Raw genomic sequence first — 26,891 nt, forward strand, 5'->3', positions numbered from 1 at the left:
GCCCAATAAAAAAGCCGGTCATTGTTTTCACAATGACCGGCTTAGCTTTCGTACTTAGTTCTACAAGCTCTCTAACTCAAAGGCCAAAGCCTTAGGTTATTAGAACTGGTAGCGTACACCAATTTTCGCAGACCAAGTTGACGCACGAGCGTTGTAACGGGTTGCAGACGCTGGCGTTTCATCAAAGCCACCAAATGGTGAACCATAGATGTATTGGCCAGTTTCAGTGTCGATACCGATAGAGGCTAAACGAACGCCCGTATCAGAGAAGCTCACAGTGTGGCGTTGGTTGTCTTGACCAAGCATGGCTAACACGTTGCGAACGTCTACGTAGATTGCACCTTTATGACCATCAAGGATACCTGGGATTTCTTGTTCAAAACGGAAATCTAGGTTGGTATTCCAAGGACCACGGTTACCTTCGTTACGAACTGCGTAACCACCAGCGAACTGTTCTAAGTTTGCAGATTCAATCCACTCAGCAAATTGCGCGTAAGTTAAACCACCAGTGTAGCGAACGTTTGGATCGTCAGCACCTGTTGGGATGTACGGCAAGTAGTTAGTAGAAGACCACAAGTTGTTTTGTGATGCATCACCAAATCCACCAAAGCGGAACGCATCTAACGCATAGCTGTACGGACGACCAGAAGTGCGGTCCCAGAACAAGCTGAAGTTAGAGCGGTAACCAGCGAAGAACTCTTTGCTGTAGTTAAGTGATGCCATGAAACGGTGCTCGATTTCATAAGAAGCACGGCCCACAGTTGGGTTTTGCTTATCGATAGCCGTTTGGAAGTTGTAGTTTGAGTGCGCAGTAGACGAACCACCAGAAGTGATATCTTTCACGTCTTGGTTAGTGTAGCTAAAGCGAACGCTCAAACCGTTATCCCAGTTGTTACCTAAGCTTAAGGTAGAAATTAAGCTACGGCCGCCTGACACGTTAGTTAACAAGATATCGTAACGGCTAGTGTTCGAGCCACCAATTTCATCTGGGCGTGGACCAGCAAGTGGATCCCAGCTCACGTAAAGTGGACGACCCGCAGCTGAAGTTACTTGATTACCAGAGTCATCTAACAATGGTACTTTAGCTAAGTTGGTCCATGCTACTTCGCGGTTTTTGTCTGTGTAGATAAATTCAGCAGACGCAAACCAACCTTCACCTAAATGACCAAGCGATAAATCATCGTAATCAATAGCTACGCTGTAACGCGTATCGTATGGCATTTTGAAGTTAGGATCGATTGGTGTGGTGTTACCATCACCTGCGGCTAGTGAATCACGCATTTCCTGCGGTACGCTAGTGATATCGACGTTGCTTACATCGCTTAAGTTCGGAGCACTTACTACCGTTACACCATCGTTTGAATAAGCGTTTGAAATCCATACGTTAGGACGGCCACCAGCGAACATACCAGCACCACCACGGATTGTGATGTTGTCGTTATACTCGTAGTTGAAGCTGAAACGTGGAAGCAATAAATCTAAGCCATCCATGTTGTTGGTGTTTTCAAAGCCATAACGCTCAACAAAGTTGCTGTTAAGTGCAGGCGTATCACTTGAGCTGAAGCGCTCATAACGTAAACCGAAGCTTAAAGTAAGATCCCAGTTCACATCCCAAGTATCTTGTAAATACAGCGCCATGTTGCCGTATTCAAAGCTAGCAGCGCCATCAGCGGCTACGTTGGTGAACGCGTTTTGATATTGAATTTCTGAAGCAAAACGATTTTCAAAATCTTCAATGCTATCAAAGAAGAAGTTACCTAATGAGTTCTGCACGAATTCATTGAATACATCAATATTTTGGTATTCAGCACCAAATTGAATTTGGTGTTCGTTCCACAAATACTCACCGTGCAACTGAATTTCAGTTGTAGTGGTTTCTAATGAGTTGGCATGACGTGAACGGTCAGGACCGATATTGATTTGACCTTCATCACCACCTGGGTTTTCGTCTTCAGTGAAACGCACTTCAACTTGCCCGAAGTTACGACCTAAAGATGGGTTCTGCCCAGTGCTAACATCTTTAACCGACGCTTTGAATTCTGTATTCAGGTTATTCGTCCAGTTTGAATATACTTGTAGTGCAAAGTTATCCATTTCCTGAGTACGAGTGTACCAGCGTGATTGCAAGTTAAGGTTAGTTTGACCACCAGTTGTGGTGTTGTTCGCTGCAACGTCTTCCGCACTTTGATAAGTGAAGGCTAAACGATGATCGTTATTGATGTTCCAGTCGATTTTCGCCAAGATTTTTTCATCTTTTTGTTCTGGCTGAACATTCCAATCACCAGCATCAACACCGTATACGTTTTGCGCGATATCTTGAACACGAGCAATTACGCTTGGATCGATGTTTTTGGTTTCAACTGCAGAAGAACCTAATGGGCCCTGAGCAATTGAAGTTGGTTCTTTATACTCTTCATAGTTTAAGAAGAAGAACAAACGATCTTGAAGAATTGGGCCGCCTACGCTGAAACCGTATGATTCTTCTTTATAATCAAGGTTCGGGCGATTCGCATTCGGTGTATAACGGCTAGCATCTGGCGTACCAGCTAGGTCATCACTTGCGTATTCATAGAATACAGAACCGAACAATTCGTTAGTACCAGAGCGAGTTACCGCGTTGATACGCGCACCAGTAAAGCCACTGTAGCGGGCATTAAATGGTACAGATTGAATTGAAACCTGTTCAATTGCATCGATAGAAATTGGTGAACGGTTAGTAGGGTAACCACCTGAGTTCAAACCGAAATCATCGTTCTGGCCGATACCATCAACCGTGATGCTGTTGTAGCGTGGGTTATTACCACCAACAGTAAGCGAACGGTTATCGTCACCTAAATCAGTTGCCAATGGGTTTTGACGAACAACATCTTTTAGGTCGCGGTCAAAGGTTGGCATGTTGCGAATTTCTTGCTCGCCCCAAGTGCTCGAGGAACCAGCTTGCAACGAAGTTGTATTAATTGCGCTACCCGTAACTGTGATGCGCTCGATGTTTTGGCGGCGCTCTTCTAGTTGGGCGTTAAGACGGTATGCATCACCTAACTGCAGGAAGATATCTTCTAAGGTTTTGCCTTCATAAACATCAGAATCGATGATAACAATGTAAGGACCACCAACACGCAAACCGCTCGCGGTAAAAATACCGGATTCGTTAGTTTCTGCTGTGGTTACGGTACCTGATGGAACGTGCTGAATGATTACGCGAGTGTTGGCCACTACTTCGCCTTGTGGACCAACGATCTGGCCGCGCATTGCAGATGATGTATCTGCGATTGCGATTCCAGACATACCTAACGTAAGCGCTACTGCTGCTGCAATGCGAGTCAGTTTCGTTGTCTTAGTCATGCCAATTTTCCTGCATAGTTAGTGTGTGAGAGTTTTCTAATAAGCTTGGACGCATAACGATAATACTGAATTATTTCAATTCAATGACAATCGTGAAATTAAGCGCGCGTATTCTATGACAAATTCGTGACAGTTTCATAAGTTTTTTGCCGAAATTACCTGCTTTTTTGTTATTTAATTGTAACCGAACTGCCATCTTTGTGATTATAGATTATACAACAAGTATAACAATACATTTACAATCGCTGGAAGATTATTCAGTTCTCAGCAGCAAGATAATCGTTGATTTCGGTTATAAAGGCCTCGCCATAACGCTCTAGCTTGATTTGACCCACACCCGAAATTCGCAAAAATTCACTTTCAGAACTTGGTAACAAAAGCGCCATCTCTTGCAGGCTCACATCACTGAACACAACAAACGGTGGTTTTCCTTCGCGTTCGGCTATTTCTTTCCGCAGTTTCTTCAGACGGCGAAACAGTGCCTTATCGTGTTGGCCTTGTTCAACCACACTGTTTAGTTGTGCAGTTGTCGCTAAACGCGGCTCAGCTAAAGTGAGTGCAACTTCGCCGCGTAAAACTGGCCGAGCTTCTTCGGTAAGCACCAAGGCACTGTGCCGGCGAATATCCTGCAGCAATAAGCCGCGGTGAATGAGTTGGCGTAGTACCGATACCCAATACTCTGCCGAGTGATCGCTACCAATACCGTAAGTGGAGAGTTGATCGTGATTAAATTGTTTTATCTTTTGGTTTTGGCTACCGCGAAGCACATCAACCACATGATGCACGCCAAACTGCTGCCCGGTTCGATACACACAGCTCAATGCTTTTTGTGCATCCACGGTGCCATCGTATTGCCGTGGTGGCTGAATACACAAATCACAGTTACCACAGGCTTTATCGCGATATTCGTTAAAATAATTTAAGAGCACTAAACGCCGGCAAGTTTGTGCTTCCGCAAAGGAGGTCATCGCTGAAAATTTTTGCTTTTCTACCCGAAGTTGCGGCGTTTCATCATGCTCTTCTAAGATTTTCCAAACCCAAGCCGCATCTCCCGGTTCATATAACATAATGGCCTCTGCCGCCGCACCATCGCGGCCCGCACGCCCTGTTTCTTGGTAGTAGGCCTCCACGCTGCGCGGGAGATCGTAATGCATTACAAAGCGTACGTTGGGCTTATTGATACCCATACCGAAGGCTACCGTAGCCACAACAACATCGATATCATCACGAATAAAGCCCTGCAACGCGGCGGCGCGTTGATCATGCGGTAAACCCGCATTATACGCCGCTGCGCGAATACCCTCGCGCATCAGCATTTCTGCTAATTCTTCGGTACGCTTGCGGCTACCGCAGTAAATAATTCCGGAAGCGCCGCGTTGGCGTTTCACGTATTTCAGCACTTGCGTGCGTGGCTTATATTTTTCTTGCACCAAATAACGAATATTTGGCCGATCGAACGACCCTTGTACCAGGGCTGAATCATCAAGGTGTAAACGTTCAATAATATCTTGGCGGGTAACAGCATCAGCGGTTGCTGTTAAGGCTAAAACGGGTGCACCGGGTAATTGTTCGCGAATTTCACCGAGCTGACCATACTCGGGCCGAAAATCATGGCCCCACTGGGAAATACAATGGGCCTCATCAACCGCAATAAGCGAAACTCGTACTTCTTGTAAACGCTCCTGAAACGAACGTTGCAGCAAGCGCTCAGGCGCCAAATACAGTACTTTTAGTTCACCATTATGAAGTTTACGAAAGGTGTCCATCACTTCCGGAGCATTCAACCCCGAGTGAATAGCACCTGCCGCGATACCAACCTCACGCATTGCCGCCACTTGGTCGTCCATTAGAGAAACCAAAGGTGATACAACAATCGTAACCCCAGGAAGCAACATCGCGGGCAACTGGTAGCACATAGATTTTCCAGCGCCCGTAGGTAACAGAGCCAAGGTGTCTCGCCCGGCCAATACATTGCTGATAATTTCTTCTTGGCCAAAGCGAAATTTATCGTAGCCAAACACATCTCGAAGTAGCTTTCGGGCAGCTGTTAAATCAGCTTCTCCACTGTTAGCGGAATCTGCGGCATGCTTGGCGTAGGCTTCGGCGGAATCAGTAAAGGACACGAAAACTCTCTTATTTGTTGCGAAAACGAGCTAAAATGCTTAACTCTCAAGAAAAATTTAGAATATTACACGTTTGTATCGCCAACAGCGTTGACTCAAAATCCGTTGCTGCCTATTGTATGCATCCTTGCCACAGATAACCATGAGCTTATGACGCATTCTAACTTAATTGATCAACTTTCCGCCTTTATGAACGAGCGAATTCCGTTTCAAAAGTATTTGGGGATTCGCGTAACGAAATTCGATAGCCAAGAATCTGAAGTTCGCTTTCAATGGAAAGATGAACTGGTGGGCAACGCACCGATGCAAATATTGCATGGTGGCGCAACGGCCACCGCACTTGATACCGCCGGTGGCGTGGTAATTATGGCCAGCGTGATCGACCGTATGGCAAAGGATGTGAGTGCTGAAGAAATTGTTGAACGCATGGCGCGTTGCGGCACCATTGATTTGCGCGTTGATTATGTTCGCCCCGGCCGCGGTAAAGAATTTATCACTACCGCCACCATTATTCGTTCCGGCAGCCGCGTTGCTGTTGCTCGTATGGAAATGCATAACGAAGAAGGCATGTTAATTGCATTTGGTACCGGCACGTATATTGTTGGTTAAAGGCCCGTTAAATTTGCTAAACTAGCGGCCTGTTTTTGCATCCGCTCAGCACATTAATTTAAGGACCTTGCGTGAACCCAAGTGATGAACAACGTAGCGCGCGTCAAGGCGTAATTTTTGCTCTTTGCGCCTACTCTATTTGGGGCTTTGCGCCTATTTACTTTAAAACCCTAGCCCATGTGCCAGCCTTCGAAGTACTTGCGCACCGTATTGTTTGGGCGTTCCTGTTTATGCTCATTCTGATTGTAAGCACAGGCCGCATGCAACAAGTGATTCGTGCCTTTGATTCACCGAAACTGCTATTACAGCTTGGCTTGGCGGCCTGCTTAATTGGTTTTAATTGGTTTTTGTTTATATGGGCCGTGGCTAACGATCATATTCTCGATGCTAGCTTGGGCTATTACATTAACCCACTGTTGAATGTTGCCATCGGCATGCTGTTTTTCAGTGAGCGCTTACGGCGCTTGCAAGTTGTTGCGGTAAGCCTTGCCATCGTGGGCGTAGCGATTCAGATAATTACCTTTGGCTCCGTGCCTTGGGTGGCTTTGGCGCTCGCTAGCTCGTTTGCTACTTATGGCGCCATTCGCAAAAAGCTGCCCTTTGATTCACTCACGGGTTTGTGGCTGGAGGTGATTTTATTGCTGCCCATCATGTTGGCTTATTTCTATTTCTTCGCCAATAGTAGCGCCAGCAATATGCTACTCAACACTTGGCAGTTGAATGTGCTGTTAATTCTAGCAGGCATAATTACTACCGTGCCGCTGCTATTTTTTACTGGTGCAGCTCGGCGCATTCGCTATTCAACTTTGGGGCTATTTCAATACATTGCACCTAGTTTAATGTTCCTGCTCGCCGTATTACTTTACAACGAGCCTTTGGCGTTAGATAAGCTCGTAACCTTTATTATTATCTGGCTAGCGCTGGCAATCTACAGCTTCGATGCGGTGCGCACGCACCAACAAGTGCGCCGAGCCGCTAAATTACAGTGAGTTTGGCGTAAGCCACTACGAGCCATTTGCTACCCACATCATCGAAGTTAATTTGAATTCGGCTTTGTGGGCCAGTGCCTTCGTAGTTCAGCACGGTTCCCTCACCAAACACTTGATGCAGCACCCGTTGGCCCAACTGAAAACCGGTTTGCGAAAATGCTTCATGAGAGGCACCCGTATGAAAACGGCTACGCTGGGCAGATGGCTGCGTAACCCGAGTTTGCACGCGCACCTCATGGATAAACTCGGAAGGAATCTCAGAAATAAACCTACTCGGTGTATGGAAGTTTTCCTGCCCATATAACCGGCGGCTTTCTGCATAAGTAATAATGAGCTTTTCCATTGCTCGTGTCATACCCACATAGCAAAGGCGGCGTTCTTCTTCGAGCCGGCCAGGCTCACCCGAAGACATTTGCGAAGGGAACGTACCTTCTTCTAGCCCTGTCATAAATACCAGCGGAAATTCCAACCCTTTCGCGCTGTGCAGCGTCATTAGCTGCACTGCATCTTGATAGGCATCTGCTTGTTCATCGCCCGCTTCTAAGGCTGCATGAGCCAAGAATTCAGCTAAGGGTGTCGTGTCTTCTTCGCCCGTGGGCACAAAGGTTTCGGTAGCACTCACTAATTCTTTTAAGTTTTCAACGCGGGTTTCTGCTTTATCACTTTGCTCAGCTTGATACATAGCCATTAACCCACTTGATTTCAAAACCAAATCAGTTTGAATTGATAAAGGCTTATCGACGCATTTATCTTCTAAGCCATTAATGATCTCCAGAAAAGCCGCCATAGCGTTCTTAGCACGGCCGGAGAGTAAGGATTCACTCACCATCAGCCGCGCAGCATCCCACATAGTGAGTTGCCGCTCTCGCGCCAGCTCGCGCACTAACCCTAGTGTACGCTCGCCAATACCACGCGTAGGTGTATTCACCACCCGCTCAAAGGCGGCATCATCGTTGCGGTTGCTCAATAATCGCAAGTAGGCCACCGCATCTTTTACTTCTTGCCGATCAAAGAAGCGTAAACCACCGTAAATTCGGTAAGCGAGCCCAGCGTACAGCAAGCCTTCCTCGAGTACGCGTGATTGGGCGTTGTTTCGATACAGTATTGCCACATCACTAAGCGCACCGCCTTGTTCCTGCCAGCGTTTAATTTGGCTGACAATATACCGAGATTCTTCTTGTTCATTGAATGCCGAGTACAAGGAAATCGGTTCACCATCGATACCATCAGTCCAAAGATCTTTACCCAAGCGATCACTGTTATTGCCTATCACTTGGTTCGCCGCCTTCAAGATAGTGGCGGTAGAACGATAGTTTTGCTCCAAACGAATGGTTTGCGCATCGGGGAAATCACGCAAAAAGTGCTGCAAGTTCTCCACCTGCGCACCACGCCAACCATAAATTGATTGGTCATCATCGCCCACAATAGCCACATGGTTTTCTTTGCCTGCTAAGAGGCGAACCCAGGAATATTGAATTTGATTGGTATCTTGGAACTCATCCACCAAAATGTGCCGAAAACGCCGCTGATAGTGCTCACGCACATGTTTGTTATCGCGCAATAATTCATGCACCCGCAGCAACAACTCAGCGAAATCTACTAAACCCGCCCGATCACAGGCTTCTTGATAGGCGCGATAAATTTGCACTTGCGTTTGCTCGGTAGGATCGTAGGTATCGATATGTTGAGGCCGCAAGCCATCATCTTTTTTGGCGTTGATGTACCAACCCGCCTGCTTAGCAGGCCATTGTTTTTCATCGAGGTTAAGGGCTTTAATCGTGCGCTTCAAAAGGCGTTGTTGATCATCAGAATCGAGAATTTGAAAATTCTGCGGCAGCCCGGCATCTTGGTAATGGGCTCGTAATAAGCGGTGCGCCAAGCCGTGGAAGGTACCAATCCACATGCGCTGAACATCGCGCCCCATGAGTTTTTCAACGCGGCCACGCATTTCGGCGGCGGCTTTATTGGTAAAGGTTACCGCCAGAATCGATAACGGCGAATAGTTCATTACTTCGATCAGCCAGGCGATACGATGCACCAGCACCCGTGTTTTACCACTCCCTGCACCGGCTAACACCAACATATCTTGCTCTGCGGCGCTTACCGCTTCTCGTTGGCGATCATTCAAGCCGTCTAAAAGATATGAAACATCCATCGCCAAACCCCCGCCAATAACCAACAGCGCACTATGTTACTGTATATAAAACCAGTAGGCAATGCGCCAGCCTGTGCATTCTGTTAAAGCAAATCGCACAGCTCAGAGCCAATCGCACAGCTCGGAGCAAATCGCACAGCTTACAGCAAATCGTACAGCGCCGATAACTGACTAATCCGAGCGTGGGGCAACCATGTTGCGCCAGCCATCGGTTTATTGGGCACGTACCAGAGGGCTTGAGAGCCAAACTTGAGGGCCCCTTGCACATCGCTTACCGGGTGATCACCAATATGCAAGAGTTCGCTAGCGTGGTTGAGTTTTAAGCCCTCACTAGCCGCTACAAATAAATCGGCAAATGGCTTCCCGCGATTGCCATTGCCCGGTTGATACGCTGCTTGAAAATAATCACCCAAGCCAATGCGTTGAATATCGGCATTGCCATTGCTCACCGCCACCAAAGGATAGCGCGCCGCTAATGCCGCCAAGAGTTGGTGTACTGCATCAGGAATTTGCACACGATTGCGTGCAATTAGGAATTCAGCCATCGCCTCTTCTGCTAATGCTTTCGGCTGTTCAACCCCAAATTTACTCAGGCCATGTTCGAGCGTTGCAAGGCGAAGGGCTGTCATGTCACTAGCTAATTCGGGGTTTTGCTGCGCTATTTTATCGCGCAGGGCGCGCCAGCCTAATACGCCGAGCTTCGCGCTTTCTGGGCATTTTGCCAAAACAAAGTCAGCCACATGCTGCTCAGCCGCAATCATCACCGGCTTGTTATCGTAAAGGGTATCATCGAGATCAAAGCTTATGGCTTTAAACGGGCGTAGGCGTTGGTGAAACTGCCACATTAAGGCACCTCATAAATAGTAGATTGGGTTTGCAGAAGCCGCTTTTAGCACCTTTGTTTGCAAACTTTTGTTTGCGTACTTTTGCCTACCTTTGTTCGCGCAACTTTAATAAGGCACGGCAATTCAGCGCGAGCGTTTCGCTCGTGGGTGCGCGGCATCATACACATCTGCCAAACGCTGAAAATCCAAGTGAGTATAGATTTGCGTGGTACTTAAATTTGCATGCCCCAGCATTTCTTGTACCGCACGCAAATCGCTACTCGCCTCAAGCATATGCGTTGCGAAACTATGGCGTAACTTGTGCGGGTGTAGATTATCGAACAAACCCTGTTCAACACCCCATTTCTTCAGGCGTAATTGCACTGAACGCGGTGTTAACCGCCGTTGTTGTTTACTCAAAAACAAAGCGGGTTGATCACTGCCGGGCCAAGTGCTGCGCTCTTTTATCCAATTACTCAACCACCGCGCAGCCTCTTTGCCGTAGGGTACAATACGGGTTTTCTTACCTTTACCGGTTACCCGTAGTTCGCGATCGGGTTGAATATCGGCCACATCAAGCGACACTAATTCGGCCAATCGTAAGCCACTGCTATACAACAACTCGAACATGGCGCGATCACGTAAGGCTAAGGGTTCTTCTGCAGGGAACTCAAGCAGCTGTAAAATACTATCGATATCGAGATTTTTGGGCAGCCGTTTTGCAGCCTTCGGGGCTTTTACTACCTTCGCTGGATTCGCTTGCAGCTCACCACGGCTTACCAAGTAATCAAAGAATGTGCGTAACGCTGCAAGGCGCTGATGCAAAGTGCTGGAACCGGCACCCTCGCGGCGCCATTGCATCACCAAATTTTCAACTGCGGCCACATCCACTTGCGGCCAAGCGCTCACATCAGCCTTTGTTAGAGCTTTTATTACTTGCCCAAGCTGCCGCTGATAACTGGCAACACTGTGCTCGGAGTAACCTCGAACATTGCCAAGATATTCGATAAATTTACGAACATCATTGGCTAGCATTATTTTTTCCCTTCACGCTTCAGTATTTCTGGGAGTATGAAGCCCAGTAAACTCTGGAGCTGCGATAACAACAAATAATCCATGGCCGGATCAAAGTGCAGTGGATCTTGGCTACCTACTATTAACAAACCTAACTCGGCTTGCGTGCCTAATTCTTTTTGCGTACTTACTTGAACAAGTGCAACCGATTGAATATTGGCGTTGTCGGCAAACAATAGTTTGTGTTCTTCTTTTGTGATTCGGCCTAAATATACCGAGTTTTCATTGAATCGGCGTGAGAGTAGTTGTTTGTGTGTATCAGCATGGAATTGATATTGTTCAGCCACCGGCAGGGCGTTATCTACAAACTTCAAACTCAAAGCCGGTAGCCCCATTTGCTCACAAAAACCATGTTCCAAAGCCGCCATCACCGCATCAAAATCCGGGGCCTGCAATAAGGCTTGATACATTTCGCTATATTGGCGAAATAACTTTTCGTTTTGTTGGGCGCGGCTCATTAGCGTGGTAATTTCTTCTTCTAGCGTAGCCACTTTTTCCCGCAAAACCCGCTGTTGGCGCTCAACCAAGGATACTGAACCTTGCTGTTCGTGCTTCAAGCTAAGCCTTTGCAATACTCTTGGGTGCTGTTCAAAAAATTTCGGGTTTGCCTCTAAATACTCCACAACGAGCTCAGCATCCAGCTGTGCAACCGCTGCATCTTCCTTTAATACATTTTCTTTCTTCATAATGCGATTTGCCCATCGTATACATGTTCAGCCGGGCCTCGCATCCAAAGCGATTTTCCCGGCTCCCAGGTAATATTTAAAGTGCCACCAGGTAATGCGATTGCCACTGGTGATGTCAATTTATCTTGTAAAATCCCCCACACAGCGGCTGCACAAGCGCCTGTGCCACACGCTTGCGTTTCACCCACGCCGCGTTCAAACACGCGCAATTTGGCGTTCTGGCGATCAACGATTTGCATGAAGCCCACGTTTGCACCCTCAGGAAAACGCTCATATTGGGTAAGTAATGCACCGGTTTCTTGCACTGGAGCCGCAGCCACATCATCTACCAACATGACGCAATGAGGGTTTCCCATACTTACCGCACCTACTAAAAATGTTTGTTCGTTTGCCCGTAAAATATAGGTGGTTTCGTTTTTATTCGCACGAAAAGGAATTTGGCTCGGTTCTAAAACCGGCTTACCCATATCAACATTCACCATAGCATTGTCTTCGAGGCGAATTCGAATCACACCCTTTTTTGTACTCACCCGAATTTCATCTTTATTCGTTAAGCCTTTCATTCGCACAAAGCGGCCAAAGCAGCGTGCACCATTGCCACACTGCTCCACTTCACTACCATCGGCATTGAAAATACGATAATGAAAATCAACTTCCGGATCATAGGGCGGCTCCACAATCAGCAATTGATCGAAGCCCACGCCACAGTGCCGATCCGCTAATCGGGTAATTTGTTCACGATTCAGAAACACATTCTGGGTAACGCTATCGATCACCACAAAATCATTTCCTAAACCATGCATTTTAGAAAACTGAATTAGCATGCTTTTCCTTAATTAGCTCGCCATGCACTCAAGGCTCAAGCCTTTGCCTCATTAGGGATAAGCGTTTCACCCCGCCACACATCTTCTAAGGTTTCGCGGGCGCGCACTAAGTGCATTTGCGCGCCAGCAATCATTACTTCTGCAGGTTTCGGCCGCGTGTTGTAGTTGGAACTCATGGTAAACCCATAAGCACCGGCACTTTTCACCGCCAGTAAATCACCGGCTTGAACCTTCAATGTACGGTTCTGGCCAAGAAAATCACCAGTTTCACACACCGGGCCTACCACATCGCCGGTAATGCTTGCCGCCTTACTATGGCAATCTACATTCACAATATCGTGATGCGCTTGATAAAGTGCAGGCCGCAATAAATCGTTCATTCCCGCATCCACCATAATAAAATGTTTGTGGCCATTAAACTTCAAGTATTCTACCCGCGTTAATAACACACCTGCATTCGCTACAATGGCACGCCCCGGCTCCAAATACAGCGCCAAGTGCGGATAATCTTCGAGCCGCGCTAACATGGCTTGAATGTAGGCCGCTACTTGCGGTGGCTGTTCATCACTATAAGTTACGCCTAAGCCGCCGCCCATATCGATATGCCGCAGTTGAATATCGTGCTCAGCCAGCGTATCAACTAATGCCAACATACGCTCAAGTGCCGCTAAAAACGGAGCTAACTCGGTAAGCTGCGAGCCAATGTGGCAATCTGCACCCACAATCGAAATACCTGGCAATTTTGCCGCACGTAGATAAGTAGCTAGGGCATCCTGCATTGGAATACCAAATTTATTATCTTCTAAGCCGGTAGCAATGTAAGGGTGGGTTTTGGCATCAACATCGGGGTTCACACGCAACGAAATCTGCGCTGTTAGGCCCATACCGGTAGCGATTTCGCTTATGCGCTCAAGTTCCGCATCAGATTCCACATTAAATTGGCCAATGCCTTGGCTCAGGGCATAACGAATCTCTGCATCGGATTTTGCCACGCCAGAAAACACGATATCGCGCGCTTTTCCGCCGGCGCGCAGTACCCGCGCGATTTCCCCACCCGACACCACATCAAAACCAGCGCCAAGTTCGGCGAGCACCTGTAAAACCGCGAGGTTACTATTGGCTTTTACTGCAAAGCATATTTTGTGCGGTGCTGGTAATTGCTCACTAAAGGCCTGCCAATTTGCGGTAATCGCCGCTTTGGAATACACATAGCATGGGGTTGCAAACTGCTCAGCAACTGCTGGAAGGGCAACATCTTCAAAATGTAAAACGCCCTCAATTTCTTTCATTATCAACATCTTCTTCCTGTTGTGTTTCACTCGGCTCGGTTTGCTGCTCGGGCTCGGGAATAAAAAGCGGACCCTTTTGCCCGCAACCAGCGAGCAAAATTAAGCTACAAATGAGGCTTACCAATATCTTAAAGTTCGTTCTCGTGCGTTTTTTCATGAGTCACGTTACACTAGAGCTATAAAGAGCTTTATAATCGCATTCGCGTGCGCTTTTGTCACCCGTAGGAAGCCATGCACGCCAGATCTAACTGCAAAAATTGGATAATTAATGAGTGATAACCAAACGTTAATCATTGCTACCCGCAAAAGCGCACTCGCGCTGTGGCAAGCAGAGCATATCAAAGCACGCTTAGAAGCCCTGCATCCGGGCCTTACTGTGATGCTCTTACCCATGAGCACCCGCGGCGATGTAATTCTCGATACGCCTTTGGCAAAAATTGGCGGTAAAGGGTTGTTTGTAAAAGAGCTGGAAGTGGCTATGTTAGAGGGCCGTGCCGATATTGCCGTGCATTCAATGAAAGATGTTCCGGTAGATTTCCCAGCAGGCTTAGAGCTCGCCACGATTTGTAAACGAGAAGACCCCCGCGATGCTTTTGTGTCGAATCATTATAAACATCTGGCAGATATGCCCGCTGGCTCCGTTGTGGGTACTTGTAGCCTGCGCCGCCGCTGCCAAGTAGCAGAGCAATTTCCAGATTTAATCATCAAAGATTTACGCGGCAATGTGCAAACGCGCTTGCGCAAACTTGATGAAGGTGAGTTTGATGCCATTATTTTGGCAGCTTCGGGCTTAAAGCGCCTCGAGCTGCATGAGCGTATCACCGCCTGCTTAGATCCTGAACACTTGCTTCCTGCAAATGGCCAAGGCGCCCTCGGTATTGAGTGTCGAAGCGATGATGAGCGCGTTAAAGCGTTACTGGCACCGCTCGAAGATAACGAAACACGGGCCTGCGTACATGCTGAACGGGCCATGAACCGCCGCCTAGAAGGAGGCTGCCAAGTGCCCATTGGCGCCTACGCCGAATTAACCGGCGAAACCCTAAACTTACGTGGTTTAGTGGGCGCCACTGATGGTTCGCAAGTGATTCGCAACAGCGTTGCCGGGCCAATGCAAAACGCCGAAGCCTTAGGTATACAGTTAGCGGAAAAGCTACTCGCCGCAGGGGCTGGTGAAATACTTGCGGCGGTTTACGCTCAATCAGAGGAATAAACGGATGCGGCCAGGAATATTACTGATTCGCCCTGATCAACACAGCGACCCACTTGAATTAGCGCTGCGCGATTTAGGCTACCCAGTATATCAACAGGCCGTTATGGATATTCTACCTTTGCCCGCTGCTGCCGAAAGCGTGAAAACTTGGTGCCATACATCTTGGCACGGCGTTATCGTGATTAGCCCAAATGCCGCTCGTATTTTTGCGAAACAATTGGATAAGCAAAAAGAAACGTGGCCTCAAGCGGAAAACTATTACACAGTAGGTTCAGGCACCTGTGAGGTGCTCATGCCTCTGTGCCAGAAGCCCATAACCTATCCTGCCGCCGGCTATACCAGTGAGCATTTACTTGCGTTACCCGAGTTAGCAGAGCTGAAAGAACAAAAATGGTTAATTATTACGGGTAAAAATGGCCGCCAACTCTTAGCCGACACGTTGAGTGAGCGAGGGGCGCAGGTAACCATTGCAGAAGTTTATGAGCGCCGGCCTAATGTAGATGATTTACCCAAGGCGGAACCTCTTTGGCAAGAAAACGTCGAATATATTGTGGTATCTAGTGTTGAGCAGCTACGCTTATTTTTTGAGAATATTTCAGATGCTACGAAGGTTTGGGCTCAAGGTGTGCATTGGGTTGTGCCACGCGGGCGAATAGGCAAACAACTTACCGAATTTGGCGTACCCAGCAAGCAAATTCATGGCGCTGAAAATGCAACACCAGCGGCACTCACTCATACGTTACAGTTAATTAGGGAATCGCAAGCTATGAGCGCGAGCACTAGTGATAAAAAAACCGATGAAAACGCCAGCGCTGCAAAAGCAAGCGCGGCCTCCACTAGTGGTAATGAAAACAGCTCCAGTAAACCACCTAAACCGAAGCCAACAGCGAAACCCAAACGTGGTTGGTTTGGTAACTTTTTAATTTTCATTTTATTGCTTTCGGTTTTAGTTTTAACAGCCGGAGGCTATTGGCTATGGCAACAACAGCAGGCCTTAGCGAACGAAACTGCAAGCCAGCTAACCTCGATTCAAGAACGCCTAACGCAAGCAGAGCAAAATGAACCAGCCGCGGGTTTGAGTAGTGCTCAGCAAACACGGGTGCAGCAAGAGTTGGCGGCTATGCGTGAAGAGATTCAGCAGCAATTAGATCGCCAATTCGCTAATGAGCGGCAAGCGCGCGAACGTGGCCTGCAGCGGCTCGATAACTTGCGCCAAGATTCCATTGCAAGCTTACAAACCGCTACCGATCAAAATGCGCGGCAAATCACCCAAGTAAATGAAGCACTTCGGGCCAGCAATGCACGCCAATCTTCCCATTGGCACTTATTAGAAGCCTTTGATTTAGTGGGTGCTGCCATTCAGCGCTTAAACTTTGAATATAATCGCACCGCGGCATTACAACTACTGCGGCAAGCCGAAGCATTGTTAAGTGATTCGAATGCCGAGGCTTATCAACAAATTATCCGGCAAATGCAGCGCGATATTGAAATGATTGAAGCATTACCGCAAGTGAACACTCAAGAGATTGGCTTGCGGTTGCAGCGCATGCAGCCGAGTGTTCGAAACTTGCCGATTTCTCCTGATTTCTCAGTAGCAACCGATGACGAAGAGCAGGCTATTAGTTCAGATATGAGTAACTGGCGAGAAAACATTACGCAAGCATGGGAATCATTCAGCTCTGATTTAATTAAAGTTCAACGCCACGATGGTGTGCCTATGCGCCTTGATAATGACCAGCGCGCGCTGATAACAAGCCGTATCGAACTACAACTGCAAATTGCACAACAAGCAGCGATGAACTATCACGGCGATTATTATCGAAATACCATTGATGAGGCTTTGTATTACATTGATTCCTTTTTTGATTTGCAGAACCGCGAGGTTATTCAACTCAAAGCTGAACTCACAGCGCTTCGAGAGTTACCGATAGAGCCGGAGTATCCAACTGGCTTGCTTACGCACGCTATGTTGCGTGATCGCGTGGATAGTATTCGTAATTCTGGGAATGGGGAGTAAGGCCTAGTGATTAAAGCCCTGTTTCTTATTCTAATTATCGCCGCCGGTTTAATTTTAGGTCCGTTGTGGTCTGGTGATTCGGGCACGCTCATCCTGCTGCTCGGGAACTACAGCGTTGAAATGACATTAGTAGTGGCCGCTATTTTACTCGTGCTCGTGCTATTGCTTCTTTGGCTACTTGAAGCCTTAGTTCGTAAGCTTTTTTCGGGTCGTAAATTAACCGCGAATTGGTTTTTACGGCGGCGTGAGCAAAAAGCACAACAACAATTCGAAACGGCGCTCACTGAGTGGTTAAATAAAAACTACAAATTAGCAGCGAACGCCGCAGAAAAAGCGGCACCGGGTTTGAAGCGACCGCAGCAAGGTTTTTTACTTGCCGCAGCGGCTTGGCAAGCACTGAATAATCATAAAGAACAGCAGCGGCTTTTGAGTTTAGCGCAAAGCCAAGCTACTGATGAGCTTTCTGTGCAACTAGCCACTTTAGAAACCACCACAGATTCGAAGCTAGCGCTGCAGCTTTCGCAACGGTTATTGCAGGCATATCCAAAGCAGAATAATGTGTTACGAACTGCGGCTACTGCGCTTTACAAACACCAACATTTGCAATCACTTCGCGAGATTTTACCAGCACTTCATGACCGCGAAATTTTACCGGGTGCTCGTTTAGCTGAATACACACGCGCCAGCTATCGCGCATATTTTCATGGTGTTGGTACCAATAGCGATAAATTAAATGATGTTTGGCGCAGTTTATCGAAAAAATTACGGTTAACCACACCAGTACGGTTAGCGTATCTCGATACGTTGATTGAGCGCGGCTTTGGTGCCATAGCGGCTAAAGTTGCGGCCCGCGGCATTCACCACCAAGTGCTCACCGCCAGTGATTTACTCCCTTACGATGCACGTGATTGGCGGCAAACTGCTGCCTTGCGCGATGAAATTGAAAAACAAATCAAAGCCCATCCACAACACCCGAACTGGCTACTTTTACTAGCTGTGGTAGCAATTCAAGAGGGCGATAGTATGCTGGCTCAACGAGCGGCGGAGAAAGCGATTTCTATTCGCCCAGACCATCAAGCCTATCGTGTTCTAGGCGAAGCACTTTTAGCAAACCAACAGAAAGAATCGGCGCTGTTAGCGTTTCAGCAAGCCGCAAACTTTAAGCAAGGGTAGCGCAGGCGTGTGATGTATATAAACCGGTGGCTTTATCTGGTTGTTGTGTTTTTTCTTGGAAGCCTCGTTATCACCCCAACGGCGGCGGCTAACGAGCGTGAACAAGCGCGCGTAAATGTTTCCATTGAAGGTGTTTCCGGCCGCACAGCAACGAATGTGCGAAACCGGTTGAGCATTTACCCCTATCACCAAGAAAATGCACCCGGTGTGAGCCGGCTGCGCTACCTACATGATTTAGCTTTCCGTGATATCCGCAACGCCGTTACGCCTTATGGCTTCTATCAAATGGAACTTGAGAGTTCACTCGAACTTATCGATGGGGTATGGCAAGCCCGCTACCTTATTGATCTTGGCCCGGCCATTACGATTGGTGAAGTTAATATTCGAGTTACTGGCGCGGGCACTAACGACAGTGCATTTACTAACTTAGTATCACGTTTAAATATCAGCCCAAATGCCACCTTATTGCACGCAGATTATGAACGCGCTAAATCGCGGTTACGAACACTGGCGGCAGAACGCGGCTATTATCAAGCGCGCTTCACCCAGCAAGAGCTTCGTATCGATTTAGAGAGTTATCGCGCGAATATAAATATCGAACTTGATTCCGGCCCGCGTTATCGATTTGGGGAAGTTTCTTTCAGTGAGGGGCATTTAGATCACGATGTAATGCAGCGTTTCGTAAACTTTGAGGAAGGTGATTACGTCAATAGCAACCTCTTGTTAGATTTGCAGTTGGGCTTATCTGACAGCGATTACTTTAATCGCGTTGAGGTGCAGCCACTTTGGCAGGAAGCGAATGATGAATACTTGGTTCCTGTTGAAATTACTTATGAACCCATCTTGCGCACAAATTATTCCACCGGCATTGGTTATGGCACAGATACTGGCGCTCGTTTGCGGTTCGATCTCAATCGGCGCTATGTGAATAGCCGTGGGCACCGATTCAATTCACAAATTCAGTTATCAGAGGCGCTATCTAGCGTTGCCGGCAACTATATTATTCCAGGTCGCCGGCCACAAACCGATCAATATGCAATTCGGGGCCTTTGGACCGATGAAGATACGGGTAATACAGAATCTGAGCGAGTATCCCTCGGGGTTAGTTGGCAAAAACAATTAACTCGCACTCAACGTATTCTCGCCATTGATTGGTTAAATGAGCGCGATCGCTTAGATGGCGAGCGCCGCGATAGCTCCTTTCTATTGCCGAGTGCGCAATGGACACGAGTGCATGCGGAAAATCGGCTCAATGTTGACGATGGCTTTCGCTTATCTTTAACCGTTCGAGGTGCTACGGAAAGCCTATTTTCTGATGCCGATTTTGCGCAAGCTACCTTCTCGGCGAAAGTGGTACATAGGTTATCGGAACGCTGGCGCTTTTTGAGCCGCGGGGAAGCCGGCACTTCACTTACTAACGATTTCGATCGAATTCCAACATCGCTACGTTTTTACGCCGGTGGTGATACCAGCATTCGGGGCTATTCTTATCGTTCAGTGGGGCCGCGTAACGATTTAGATGAGGTAACAGGCGCTCGGCATATTCTTACCGGTAGCCTTGAGGTAGATTATGAATTCCGAACAAATTGGCGCTTTGCCTTGTTTGTGGATAGTGGTAATGCCTTTAATGATATTGATGAACCAATGAAAACGGGGGCCGGGTTCGGCTTGCGCTGGCAAAGCCCCATCGGCCCAGTGCGGCTTGATTTAGCCCATGCATTTTCAAGCCCCGGCGATGATATTCGCGTGCATTTAACGATAGGGCCTGATTTATGATGTTCTGGCACTGGCTAAAACGCATTTTATATATCGGATTAACGCTGGTGATCATCGTGCTTACCGGCGTTACCTTGCTACTAACTACTCATACTGGCGGCCGCCTCACGCTCTATGCGGCAGAGCAAGTTTTACCTGGCGATTTTACGTATGATCGCTGGCAAGGCGCTATATTACGTGATTTCGAGATTACCGATTTGCGTTACCGTAATGGCGAAACGAATATTGAAGTTGATTATTTGCAGTTACGCTGGCGGCCGTGGCAATTACTGAAGCGCCAGTTTCATGCGCGCGAGCTGGAAGTTAGTGGAGTGCGCTTACAATTACCGGAAGTCGAGCCTTCAGAACCTTCGAGTGAGCCTTTATTTCCGATTGAGTTACCTAATGTAGAGCTACCTTTTTCAGTTCGCCTCGATCAGGTTTTACTCACCGATATTGCTTTCCAACAGGGCGAATTAACACAGCAAATTGAACGCATTCAAATGCGCGGCAGAACTCGAGGCGATGCGGTTCACATTCATAGTTTCAGCTTAACTATGCCTGATTTTCATACCCAACTCCACGGCATTATCACCCCCACAGGCCGTTATCCACTCAATCTAAATACCTTGTTACGCCTCGAAGTGCCAGGGTACGGCCCTACAACTGTGGTGGGTAGTTTGAATGGCGATACCGATAGTTTACAGCTTAAACAACAGATTAGTGGCTATTTAAGCGCCGAAGTAGATGTAAGGGTGAACCAACCGCTAACTGAAGATTTAAACTGGCAGGGTTTAATTCGGATATTGCAAAGCACCCCCGATGGGTTGGTGCCTGATGTGGAATGGTTAAACGCGAGCCTGCAAGGATCGGGCACATTATCTGCCGTTGCCGGTGAATTTCGTATTGAGGGCAAACACAACGAATTTGGCGCTTTTGTAGCTAGCTCTGAGGCTGAATTTGCGAATCAGCGCTTTGCATTGGATTCGCTCTTTTTGCGCGCTGAAAGCTTAGGTTTAATGCTCGATTGGCGAGGCGGCGCAACTATTAATACCGCAGAAAATGTGGCACAGAATATGGCCGATACCGATATTCAACTCAGTATGGGTGGCTTACTGCGCTACCAAGATTATCTTGATGCCGATATCACTTTAAATTTACACGGAACGCCTACACGATTAGATACCTTCGAACTGAGCGCCCAATCAAATAAGAGCCAATTAACGCTGAGCGGTAATGCTAGTTGGGGAAACGATTTAGAATGGGATATTGCCTTTGCCATTGATGATTTGTTGCTCGATCGTTTTAGTACTATTTGGCCGGGTTTAAATAGCCAAATAGCTCAAAATCAAGGTGCTGATAACCAAAGTGATAACCAAGGCACTGGTGCTCAAGGAAATATTAGTCAAGAAAATATTGATCAAGAAACTCTCAACCCTGAAGCGCCTAAGCAAAACCGAGTGAGCCTTGCTCTCGAAAGCTCTGGACGGTGGGGATTCGATCGAAGTTCAGGATTCAGCGAAGATAACACCCAAATTGCCATCGAGCTATTGCGCCTCGATGGTGAATTACAAAATGAAGAATTGGCCGTATCTGCCAACCTTAACTGGCTAGGTGAACATATTCATATCGAGCAACTGAATGCGCTTTGGGGAACTCAACGTTTGGTAGGCGATATTCAGGCTAACCTCAATAGCACTACGGTAAATGTTGCGCTATCAGGGGAAAACTTAACTTATGAAAACTTTAGTATTGCCGAGCTATCTGCTGATTTAGTGGCCGATTGGTCATTGGCTCAATTACCTACGGGTTCCCTAAGCTTAGTAACAGCAACACAAGATGAACAAGTACTCGTTGATAATCTGAGCCTAGTGTTATCGGAGCATTCCGATAACCACCATATCGAGTTGCAAGGCACCGCTCTAGCAACAGATATCGCACTTGCGTTGAACGGTAACTGGCAAGATCAAAGCTGGCAAGGACAAATAGAAACCTTTAGTTTTGCCAATGAAGAATATGAGAATTGGCGCTTAAGACGCGTTGCGAATGCAGTATTTAGCCGAGAAGCTATCAGTATTGATGAATTTTGTATTAACAACGAGATGCGCGAAGCCGGCCTTTGTTTAGCGGCGGATTGGAATTTACTTACACAGAAAGGCACTATCGATGCGCGTATGGATAGTTTGCAGCTCGCGCTTCTACAACCCATATTGCAGGAACTCATCGCCGATGAGCTGAATCTCTCCGGCTTTTTAGATGCCGATGTAGCGTTGCTTATTGAGGATAGCCAACTCTCGATCGAGAGCGCCGTTAATATAAGTGATTCCAACATTGCGTTACCTCAACAAGATTTAGAGTTTCGTATTGGTGCCAGTGAATTACTACGAATACAAGGGGATCAGAATAGCTTAACCGCTTCGCTAGATTTACGAACACTGGATTTGGCGGGTGGTATCACCGGCCAGCTCAGGGTAACGGATGCCCTGAATCTTGGCCCGATGGATGGCCGCGTCAATGTACAGCTTGATAACTTAGGTATTATTTCCATTCTGGTACCCGAACTACAAGCGATAGTTGGCCGCATTAACGGCGAACTCGGAGTAGGTGGTAACTTAGCAGCACCAGTACTAACGGGCTACATAGAAGTGCTTGAAGGTGGTGGTGAGGTTCCTGCCGCAGGTATCCGTGTGAGCAATCTGAATATGAGGTTAGATGCACCCGGCGAAGTTGGCGAGCCCTTTAGCCTTAATGCAGAGGCACAATCTGGCGATGGTAAGGTTAACATTGCTGGGCGGTATTTCTTCCCCGAGCAACGCGCCGATGTGGAAATTCGTGGTGAAAACTTTCAAGCAGTGCAAACACGCGAATTAGCACTCAGTATTAGCCCGAATTTGGATATTATTTATTCTGCCGATGGCCTGCGCGCCCGGGGCGAGTTAACGATACCGAGCGCGTTGATCACGCCGCCGGATATCGAAACAATAGACAGTTCATCGCGCGATACGGTAATAGTGCGTGGTGAAGAAACCGTATTCAGTTTTGAGGAAGAAAGCTTACCTATTGATGCGGATATTCAGGTTATTCTTGGCAATAATGTACGTGTTGAAGCTTTTGGTTTTGATGGTCGCCTTGAAGGTCGGCTGCGAGTTCGCGAGCAACCAGGGCAGCAAACTTCGGCTGTAGGCACTATTAATGTAGCTACCGGCCGCTATGAAATTTTTGGTCAACCCTTAGATATTGATCGCGGTAACTTTACCTTTACCGGTGGTGCCATTGATAATCCGGGGCTCGATTTACGCGTATCACGAAGTGTCGATAGTGAGAATGTGAGTGTGGGTGCTCGCATTGGTGGCTCGTTGCGAGAGCCTAACCTCACCTTTTTCTCAACCCCAGCCATGCAAGATAGCGCCATTCTCTCTTATTTGATTTTAGGTAGAGCGCCAGGCGCAGATTCCGGCGAGGCGAACGTTTTTGCTCAAGCCACTTTGGCTTTAGGCATGCAAGGCGGTAATTTTATCGGCCAACAGTTGGGTCAAGCTTTAGGTGTTGATGAAGTGACCCTCGATTCTACCGGCGATAATTTGGAGAACACCTCACTATTTATCGGCAAGCACTTATCTTCACGGCTGTACGTAAAATATGGCATTGGCCTAATCGAGCCAGTAAACACCTTCTTTATCCGCTATCGGCTCACCGACCACCTTCACTTTGAAACACAAACAAGTGGTGATCGCAGTGGTGCTGATATTTTCTATAGTATTGAACGTTAGCGTCCGGCCATAAAAAAACCTGATTCCGCACTTATCGGAATCAGGTTCTTGGCATAACTCGTTGGCGTTTAGGCCTTAGTAGTTATTCATATCCAATGCTTCAATAACACCACAAGCGATACGCGCACCAGCATCACCGGTTGGCTGTGAAGCTAAATCATCAGCCTGCACGTGCACTACTACCGCTTTGCCTAAAATACGGTTATCGCCTTCAAGCTCCAATTTATGATCAACGTGCTCAAGATGCGCTATACCTGACATATCTGAGTTCAAGTTGCCTAAATCACCCACATGGCGTTCATCACTATCAGGGCCACCATGATCACGGCCATGAGGATTAAAGTGTCCACCTGCAGAGGTTGCATCTGGAGCGCTACAATCACCAAATTCATGAATATGGAAACCATGAGTGCTATCAGCTGGCAACCCTTCTACGTGAGCCGTTACCATAACGCCGTTAGGGTCTTCACTAAAGGTAACTGAACCATAAACGTTCTCGTTGCCTTCGGTGCCACTTAATTGAGCAATAAAGCCACCCGCAACGGGAGCTGTATCGGTTGGAGTATCACGTTCTGTAATTTCTTGCACCGAGCCTTCTGGCGCACTTTCAGGCGTTATATCCGGGTCACCACCACAGGCAGCTAAAAAAACTGCCGCAGAAGCGACAGTGAGCATTGTTTTAAATTTCATGCCGTACCTCCTTAGTTAGGAGATAACCTTACCATGAATTGGGCTAATCGCCATAGGTTGTTGGCGAATTCGCGCTTTCTTTAACTTCTGCAAAATCGCTGGTGGCATGCCTTTTGGCAACTGCACCGTAGTGTGTGTTGCAAAAAGTTGAATTTCACCAATGTAACGGCTATCCATATCCGCTTCATTTGCTATCGCACCAACTACATCGCCCGGGCGTGCACCATGTTCAGTTCCTACCGATAAGCGGTAAGTATCAAACTCGATGTTTGCATCACGGCGTGGTTTCCGTTCACGGCTTGCTGCGCCACCACGTTCACCAGCGCGCTCTGGGCGCTTGCCACGTGCATTGCGATCACCACGATCATTGCGGCCACGTTCAGCACCTGCACTGCGTTCTTTGCGATCGAATTTTGGCTTCGGCTCATCTTTTACAATCAATGGGCGAGTAAGCTGATATTCATAAAGTAACGCCGCCGCCATTTCTTCTACCGTCATGTCGGTCGCCGCAGTCATTTGCTCAACGAGTGAAGCCATTGCTTTCATTGCTGGCTCTTGCGCACGTGCTTGAATCTTAGCCTGGGCTTGTTCGATACGTAACTTCGATAATTCGCGGCCTTGTGGCACGTTAATCATTTCAATCGTACCATTGGTTGCACGCTCATAGCGCTTTAATAAATGCATTTCACGTGGGCGCGCAAATGAAATCGATTCACCTGAGCGGCCCGCACGGCCGGTACGGCCAATGCGGTGAACGTAAGATTCAGCATCTTGCGGTAAATCATAGTTAATAACGTGAGTAACACCGGGTACATCTAAGCCACGGGCAACAACATCGGTACCAACCAAAATTCGAATTTTGCCTGATTTCAGCTGAGCTACGGTTGATTCCCGCTGTTCTTGGCTCATATCACCATTCAAACCGGCAGCTTTAAAGCCTTGCTCACGCAAAGCGGCAGATACAGTTAGGGTGTCGTTACGCGTACGAACAAACACGAGTGCTAATTGATAATCAACTGATTCCAATAAGCGTTCCAGCGCTGCATCTTTTGTCATGCCCTGAACTTTCCAGGCTTTTTGCGCAATATTGGCTTTCGTTGAGTTTGTTGATTCGATCTTCACATGCACCGGATCAGTCAAGAACTTGTTTGCAATCTTGCGGATCTGTGGTGGCATAGTTGCTGAGAATAAAGCACGTTGGGCTGTATCTGGAACCTGTTCCATGATCCACTCGATGTCTTCAACGAAGCCCATGTTGAGCATTTCATCAGCTTCATCCAACACCGCCATTTTCAAAGCACTCAAATCTAATGAGCCTTTGCGTAAATGGTCCATTAAGCGGCCTGGCGTACCTACAACGATTTGAGCGCCGCCACGAAGTGATTTAATTTGCGGACCATACGAAGAACCACCATAAATGGTAGCTACGTTTAAGCCCTTCATGTATTTACCCATCGCTTCGATTGATTCAGCAACTTGAATCGCTAATTCACGAGTAGGGGCAACCACAAGTAGTTGAGCACCACGAATACGGGTATCAATATTGGCAAGCGCTGGTAAACCAAAGGCCGCCGTTTTACCGGTACCGGTTTGCGCTTCACCAAGCACATTTTTCTTCGCCAACAAGCCAGGAATAGCTTGCTGCTGGATAGGTGTAGGGGTGTCAAAACCTAGCTCAGAAATTGCACGTAAGATTGGCTCTGGTAATTCCAAAGCAGAAAAAGTATTAAATTCAGACATATATATGTGTCCCACTATCAAAGCTCCGCATTATATGGGCGGAAACATTTTAAATAATCAGACTCGGTAAACAGATCGCACACTGTGTGCATCATGATGATGCTTGCGGTGTTACTTGCACATTACTTGCTTTACATATGCAAGTTTGCAATATCGCGATGGCAGACCAAGGCTGGGCATTGGCGTTATCTTTAGTGATAACGCAACCGACAACTGCCCCTTAGACCCTGTTCTCATGTGAACGGATATAGCGTTTAAACCATATCGTTTTTAGTGTTGTCAGGCATTTTCAGCCTGCAAGATAGGGGACCACTGTCAATCAAACTATTTAGCCTTAACTAAACAGGCGCGCAGTATAACAGGATTTATAGAAAAGTAATGTTGTTTGTTTGTTATGCAAAATAACTCGCCTACTCGAGAGTAGAACACCGCCCCTAGATAGTAATTCCCAAGCAATAAAAAAGCCCCTCGCTTACGCGAAGGGCTCTTCTATTTAATAGGCGCCTGGCGGTGTCCTACTCTCGCATGGGGAGGCCCCACACTACCATCGGCGCTGACATGTTTCACTTCTGAGTTCGGAAAGGATTCAGGTGGTTCCACGTCGCTATGGCCGCCAGACAA

18 protein-coding genes and 1 rRNA gene are annotated in these 26,891 nt (G+C 47.5%); 7 read left to right on the forward strand and 12 right to left on the reverse strand.

Annotated elements, in window-relative coordinates; translation table 11 throughout:
* Nucleotides 1-99: 99 nt before the first annotated feature.
* Nucleotides 100-3,342 (reverse strand): TonB-dependent receptor, encoded by a 3,243-nt coding sequence (locus CWE08_RS10950; RefSeq protein WP_126768221.1) that lies wholly within the window; start codon nucleotides 3,340-3,342, stop codon nucleotides 100-102.
* Between the two features lie 257 nt (nucleotides 3,343-3,599).
* Nucleotides 3,600-5,465, reverse strand: coding sequence for a DNA helicase RecQ (recQ, locus tag CWE08_RS10955; protein WP_126768223.1), 1,866 nt, complete (start codon nucleotides 5,463-5,465; stop codon nucleotides 3,600-3,602).
* Between the two features lie 150 nt (nucleotides 5,466-5,615).
* On the opposite strand from recQ, the gene CWE08_RS10960 reads away from it, so the two are divergent.
* Together CWE08_RS10960 and rarD are read left to right on the forward strand one after the other, a co-directional pair.
* The gene (locus CWE08_RS10960) at nucleotides 5,616-6,074 is read left to right on the forward strand and encodes a thioesterase family protein (RefSeq protein ID WP_126768224.1); all 459 of its coding nucleotides are present in this window, start codon (nucleotides 5,616-5,618) and stop codon (nucleotides 6,072-6,074) included.
* A 71-nt stretch (nucleotides 6,075-6,145) separates the two neighbouring features.
* Nucleotides 6,146-7,063: an EamA family transporter RarD gene (gene rarD / locus CWE08_RS10965; protein WP_126768226.1), complete on the forward strand. Its 918-nt coding sequence runs from the start codon at nucleotides 6,146-6,148 to the stop codon at nucleotides 7,061-7,063.
* On the opposite strand, the gene uvrD is transcribed toward rarD, so the two are convergent.
* The 7 genes from uvrD to lptM all read right to left on the reverse strand — a co-directional run bounded on the left by uvrD (nucleotide 7,050) and on the right by lptM (nucleotide 14,072).
* Entirely contained in the window at nucleotides 7,050-9,218 is a 2,169-nt protein-coding gene (gene uvrD, locus CWE08_RS10970; protein ID WP_126768227.1) for a DNA helicase II, read from the reverse strand. The two genes, rarD and uvrD, sit on opposite strands and share 14 nt — an antisense overlap.
* A gap of 140 nt (nucleotides 9,219-9,358) precedes the next feature.
* On the reverse strand, nucleotides 9,359-10,063 hold the full coding sequence (locus CWE08_RS10975; protein ID WP_126768228.1) for an HAD-IA family hydrolase: 705 nt from the start codon (nucleotides 10,061-10,063) through the stop codon (nucleotides 9,359-9,361).
* 123 nt (nucleotides 10,064-10,186) lie between these two features.
* Nucleotides 10,187-11,077, reverse strand: a complete 891-nt coding sequence (gene xerC, locus CWE08_RS10980) for a tyrosine recombinase XerC (protein WP_126768230.1) — start codon at nucleotides 11,075-11,077, stop codon at nucleotides 10,187-10,189.
* Nucleotides 11,077-11,802, reverse strand: a complete 726-nt coding sequence (locus tag CWE08_RS10985) for a DUF484 family protein (RefSeq protein WP_126768231.1) — start codon at nucleotides 11,800-11,802, stop codon at nucleotides 11,077-11,079. Before CWE08_RS10985 ends, xerC begins: the two co-directional genes overlap by 1 nt.
* A complete protein-coding gene (gene dapF / locus CWE08_RS10990) occupies nucleotides 11,799-12,626 on the reverse strand; it encodes a diaminopimelate epimerase (RefSeq protein ID WP_126768233.1) in 828 nt (275 codons plus the stop codon). Before dapF ends, CWE08_RS10985 begins: the two co-directional genes overlap by 4 nt.
* 35 nt (nucleotides 12,627-12,661) lie before the next feature.
* Nucleotides 12,662-13,924, reverse strand: a complete 1,263-nt coding sequence (gene lysA, locus CWE08_RS10995) for a diaminopimelate decarboxylase (RefSeq protein WP_126768234.1) — start codon at nucleotides 13,922-13,924, stop codon at nucleotides 12,662-12,664.
* Nucleotides 13,902-14,072 carry an LPS translocon maturation chaperone LptM gene (gene lptM, locus CWE08_RS12475; protein ID WP_126768236.1) on the reverse strand — a complete coding sequence of 57 codons (171 nt, stop codon included), beginning with the start codon at nucleotides 14,070-14,072 and terminating at the stop codon, nucleotides 13,902-13,904. The genes lysA and lptM overlap by 23 nt, the downstream gene beginning before the upstream one ends.
* 111 nt (nucleotides 14,073-14,183) lie before the next feature.
* Between lptM and hemC the strand changes: the two genes are divergently transcribed.
* The 5 genes from hemC to CWE08_RS11025 are packed head-to-tail and all read left to right on the forward strand — an operon-like array spanning nucleotide 14,184 to nucleotide 23,840.
* Nucleotides 14,184-15,125 (forward strand): hydroxymethylbilane synthase, encoded by a 942-nt coding sequence (hemC, locus tag CWE08_RS11005; RefSeq protein WP_126768237.1) that lies wholly within the window; start codon nucleotides 14,184-14,186, stop codon nucleotides 15,123-15,125.
* Nucleotides 15,126-15,129: 4 nt separating this feature from the next.
* Complete coding sequence (locus CWE08_RS11010) at nucleotides 15,130-17,142, forward strand: uroporphyrinogen-III C-methyltransferase (protein ID WP_126768239.1); 2,013 nt, start codon at nucleotides 15,130-15,132, stop codon at nucleotides 17,140-17,142.
* 6 nt (nucleotides 17,143-17,148) lie between these two features.
* Nucleotides 17,149-18,315, forward strand: coding sequence for a heme biosynthesis protein HemY (locus CWE08_RS11015; RefSeq protein WP_126768240.1), 1,167 nt, complete (start codon nucleotides 17,149-17,151; stop codon nucleotides 18,313-18,315).
* A 12-nt stretch (nucleotides 18,316-18,327) separates the two neighbouring features.
* Nucleotides 18,328-20,091, forward strand: coding sequence for an autotransporter assembly complex protein TamA (locus tag CWE08_RS11020; protein ID WP_126768242.1), 1,764 nt, complete (start codon nucleotides 18,328-18,330; stop codon nucleotides 20,089-20,091).
* Entirely contained in the window at nucleotides 20,088-23,840 is a 3,753-nt protein-coding gene (locus CWE08_RS11025; RefSeq protein WP_126768243.1) for a translocation/assembly module TamB domain-containing protein, read from the forward strand. The genes CWE08_RS11020 and CWE08_RS11025 overlap by 4 nt, the downstream gene beginning before the upstream one ends.
* A 75-nt stretch (nucleotides 23,841-23,915) precedes the next feature.
* Here the strand turns inward: CWE08_RS11025 and CWE08_RS11030 are convergent, their stop codons facing one another.
* The 3 genes from CWE08_RS11030 to rrf all read right to left on the reverse strand — a co-directional run bounded on the left by CWE08_RS11030 (nucleotide 23,916) and on the right by rrf (nucleotide 26,888).
* Nucleotides 23,916-24,530, reverse strand: coding sequence for a superoxide dismutase family protein (locus CWE08_RS11030; protein ID WP_126768245.1), 615 nt, complete (start codon nucleotides 24,528-24,530; stop codon nucleotides 23,916-23,918).
* Nucleotides 24,531-24,545: 15 nt separating this feature from the next.
* The gene (locus CWE08_RS11035; RefSeq protein WP_126768246.1) at nucleotides 24,546-26,270 is read right to left on the reverse strand and encodes a DEAD/DEAH box helicase; all 1,725 of its coding nucleotides are present in this window, start codon (nucleotides 26,268-26,270) and stop codon (nucleotides 24,546-24,548) included.
* A gap of 502 nt (nucleotides 26,271-26,772) precedes the next feature.
* Nucleotides 26,773-26,888: ribosomal RNA gene (gene rrf / locus CWE08_RS11040) — 5S ribosomal RNA — on the reverse strand.
* Between the last annotated feature and the right edge of the window lie 3 nt (nucleotides 26,889-26,891).

Source organism: Aliidiomarina iranensis, from assembly GCF_003987135.1.
Lineage (GTDB): Bacteria > Pseudomonadota > Gammaproteobacteria > Enterobacterales > Alteromonadaceae > Aliidiomarina > Aliidiomarina iranensis.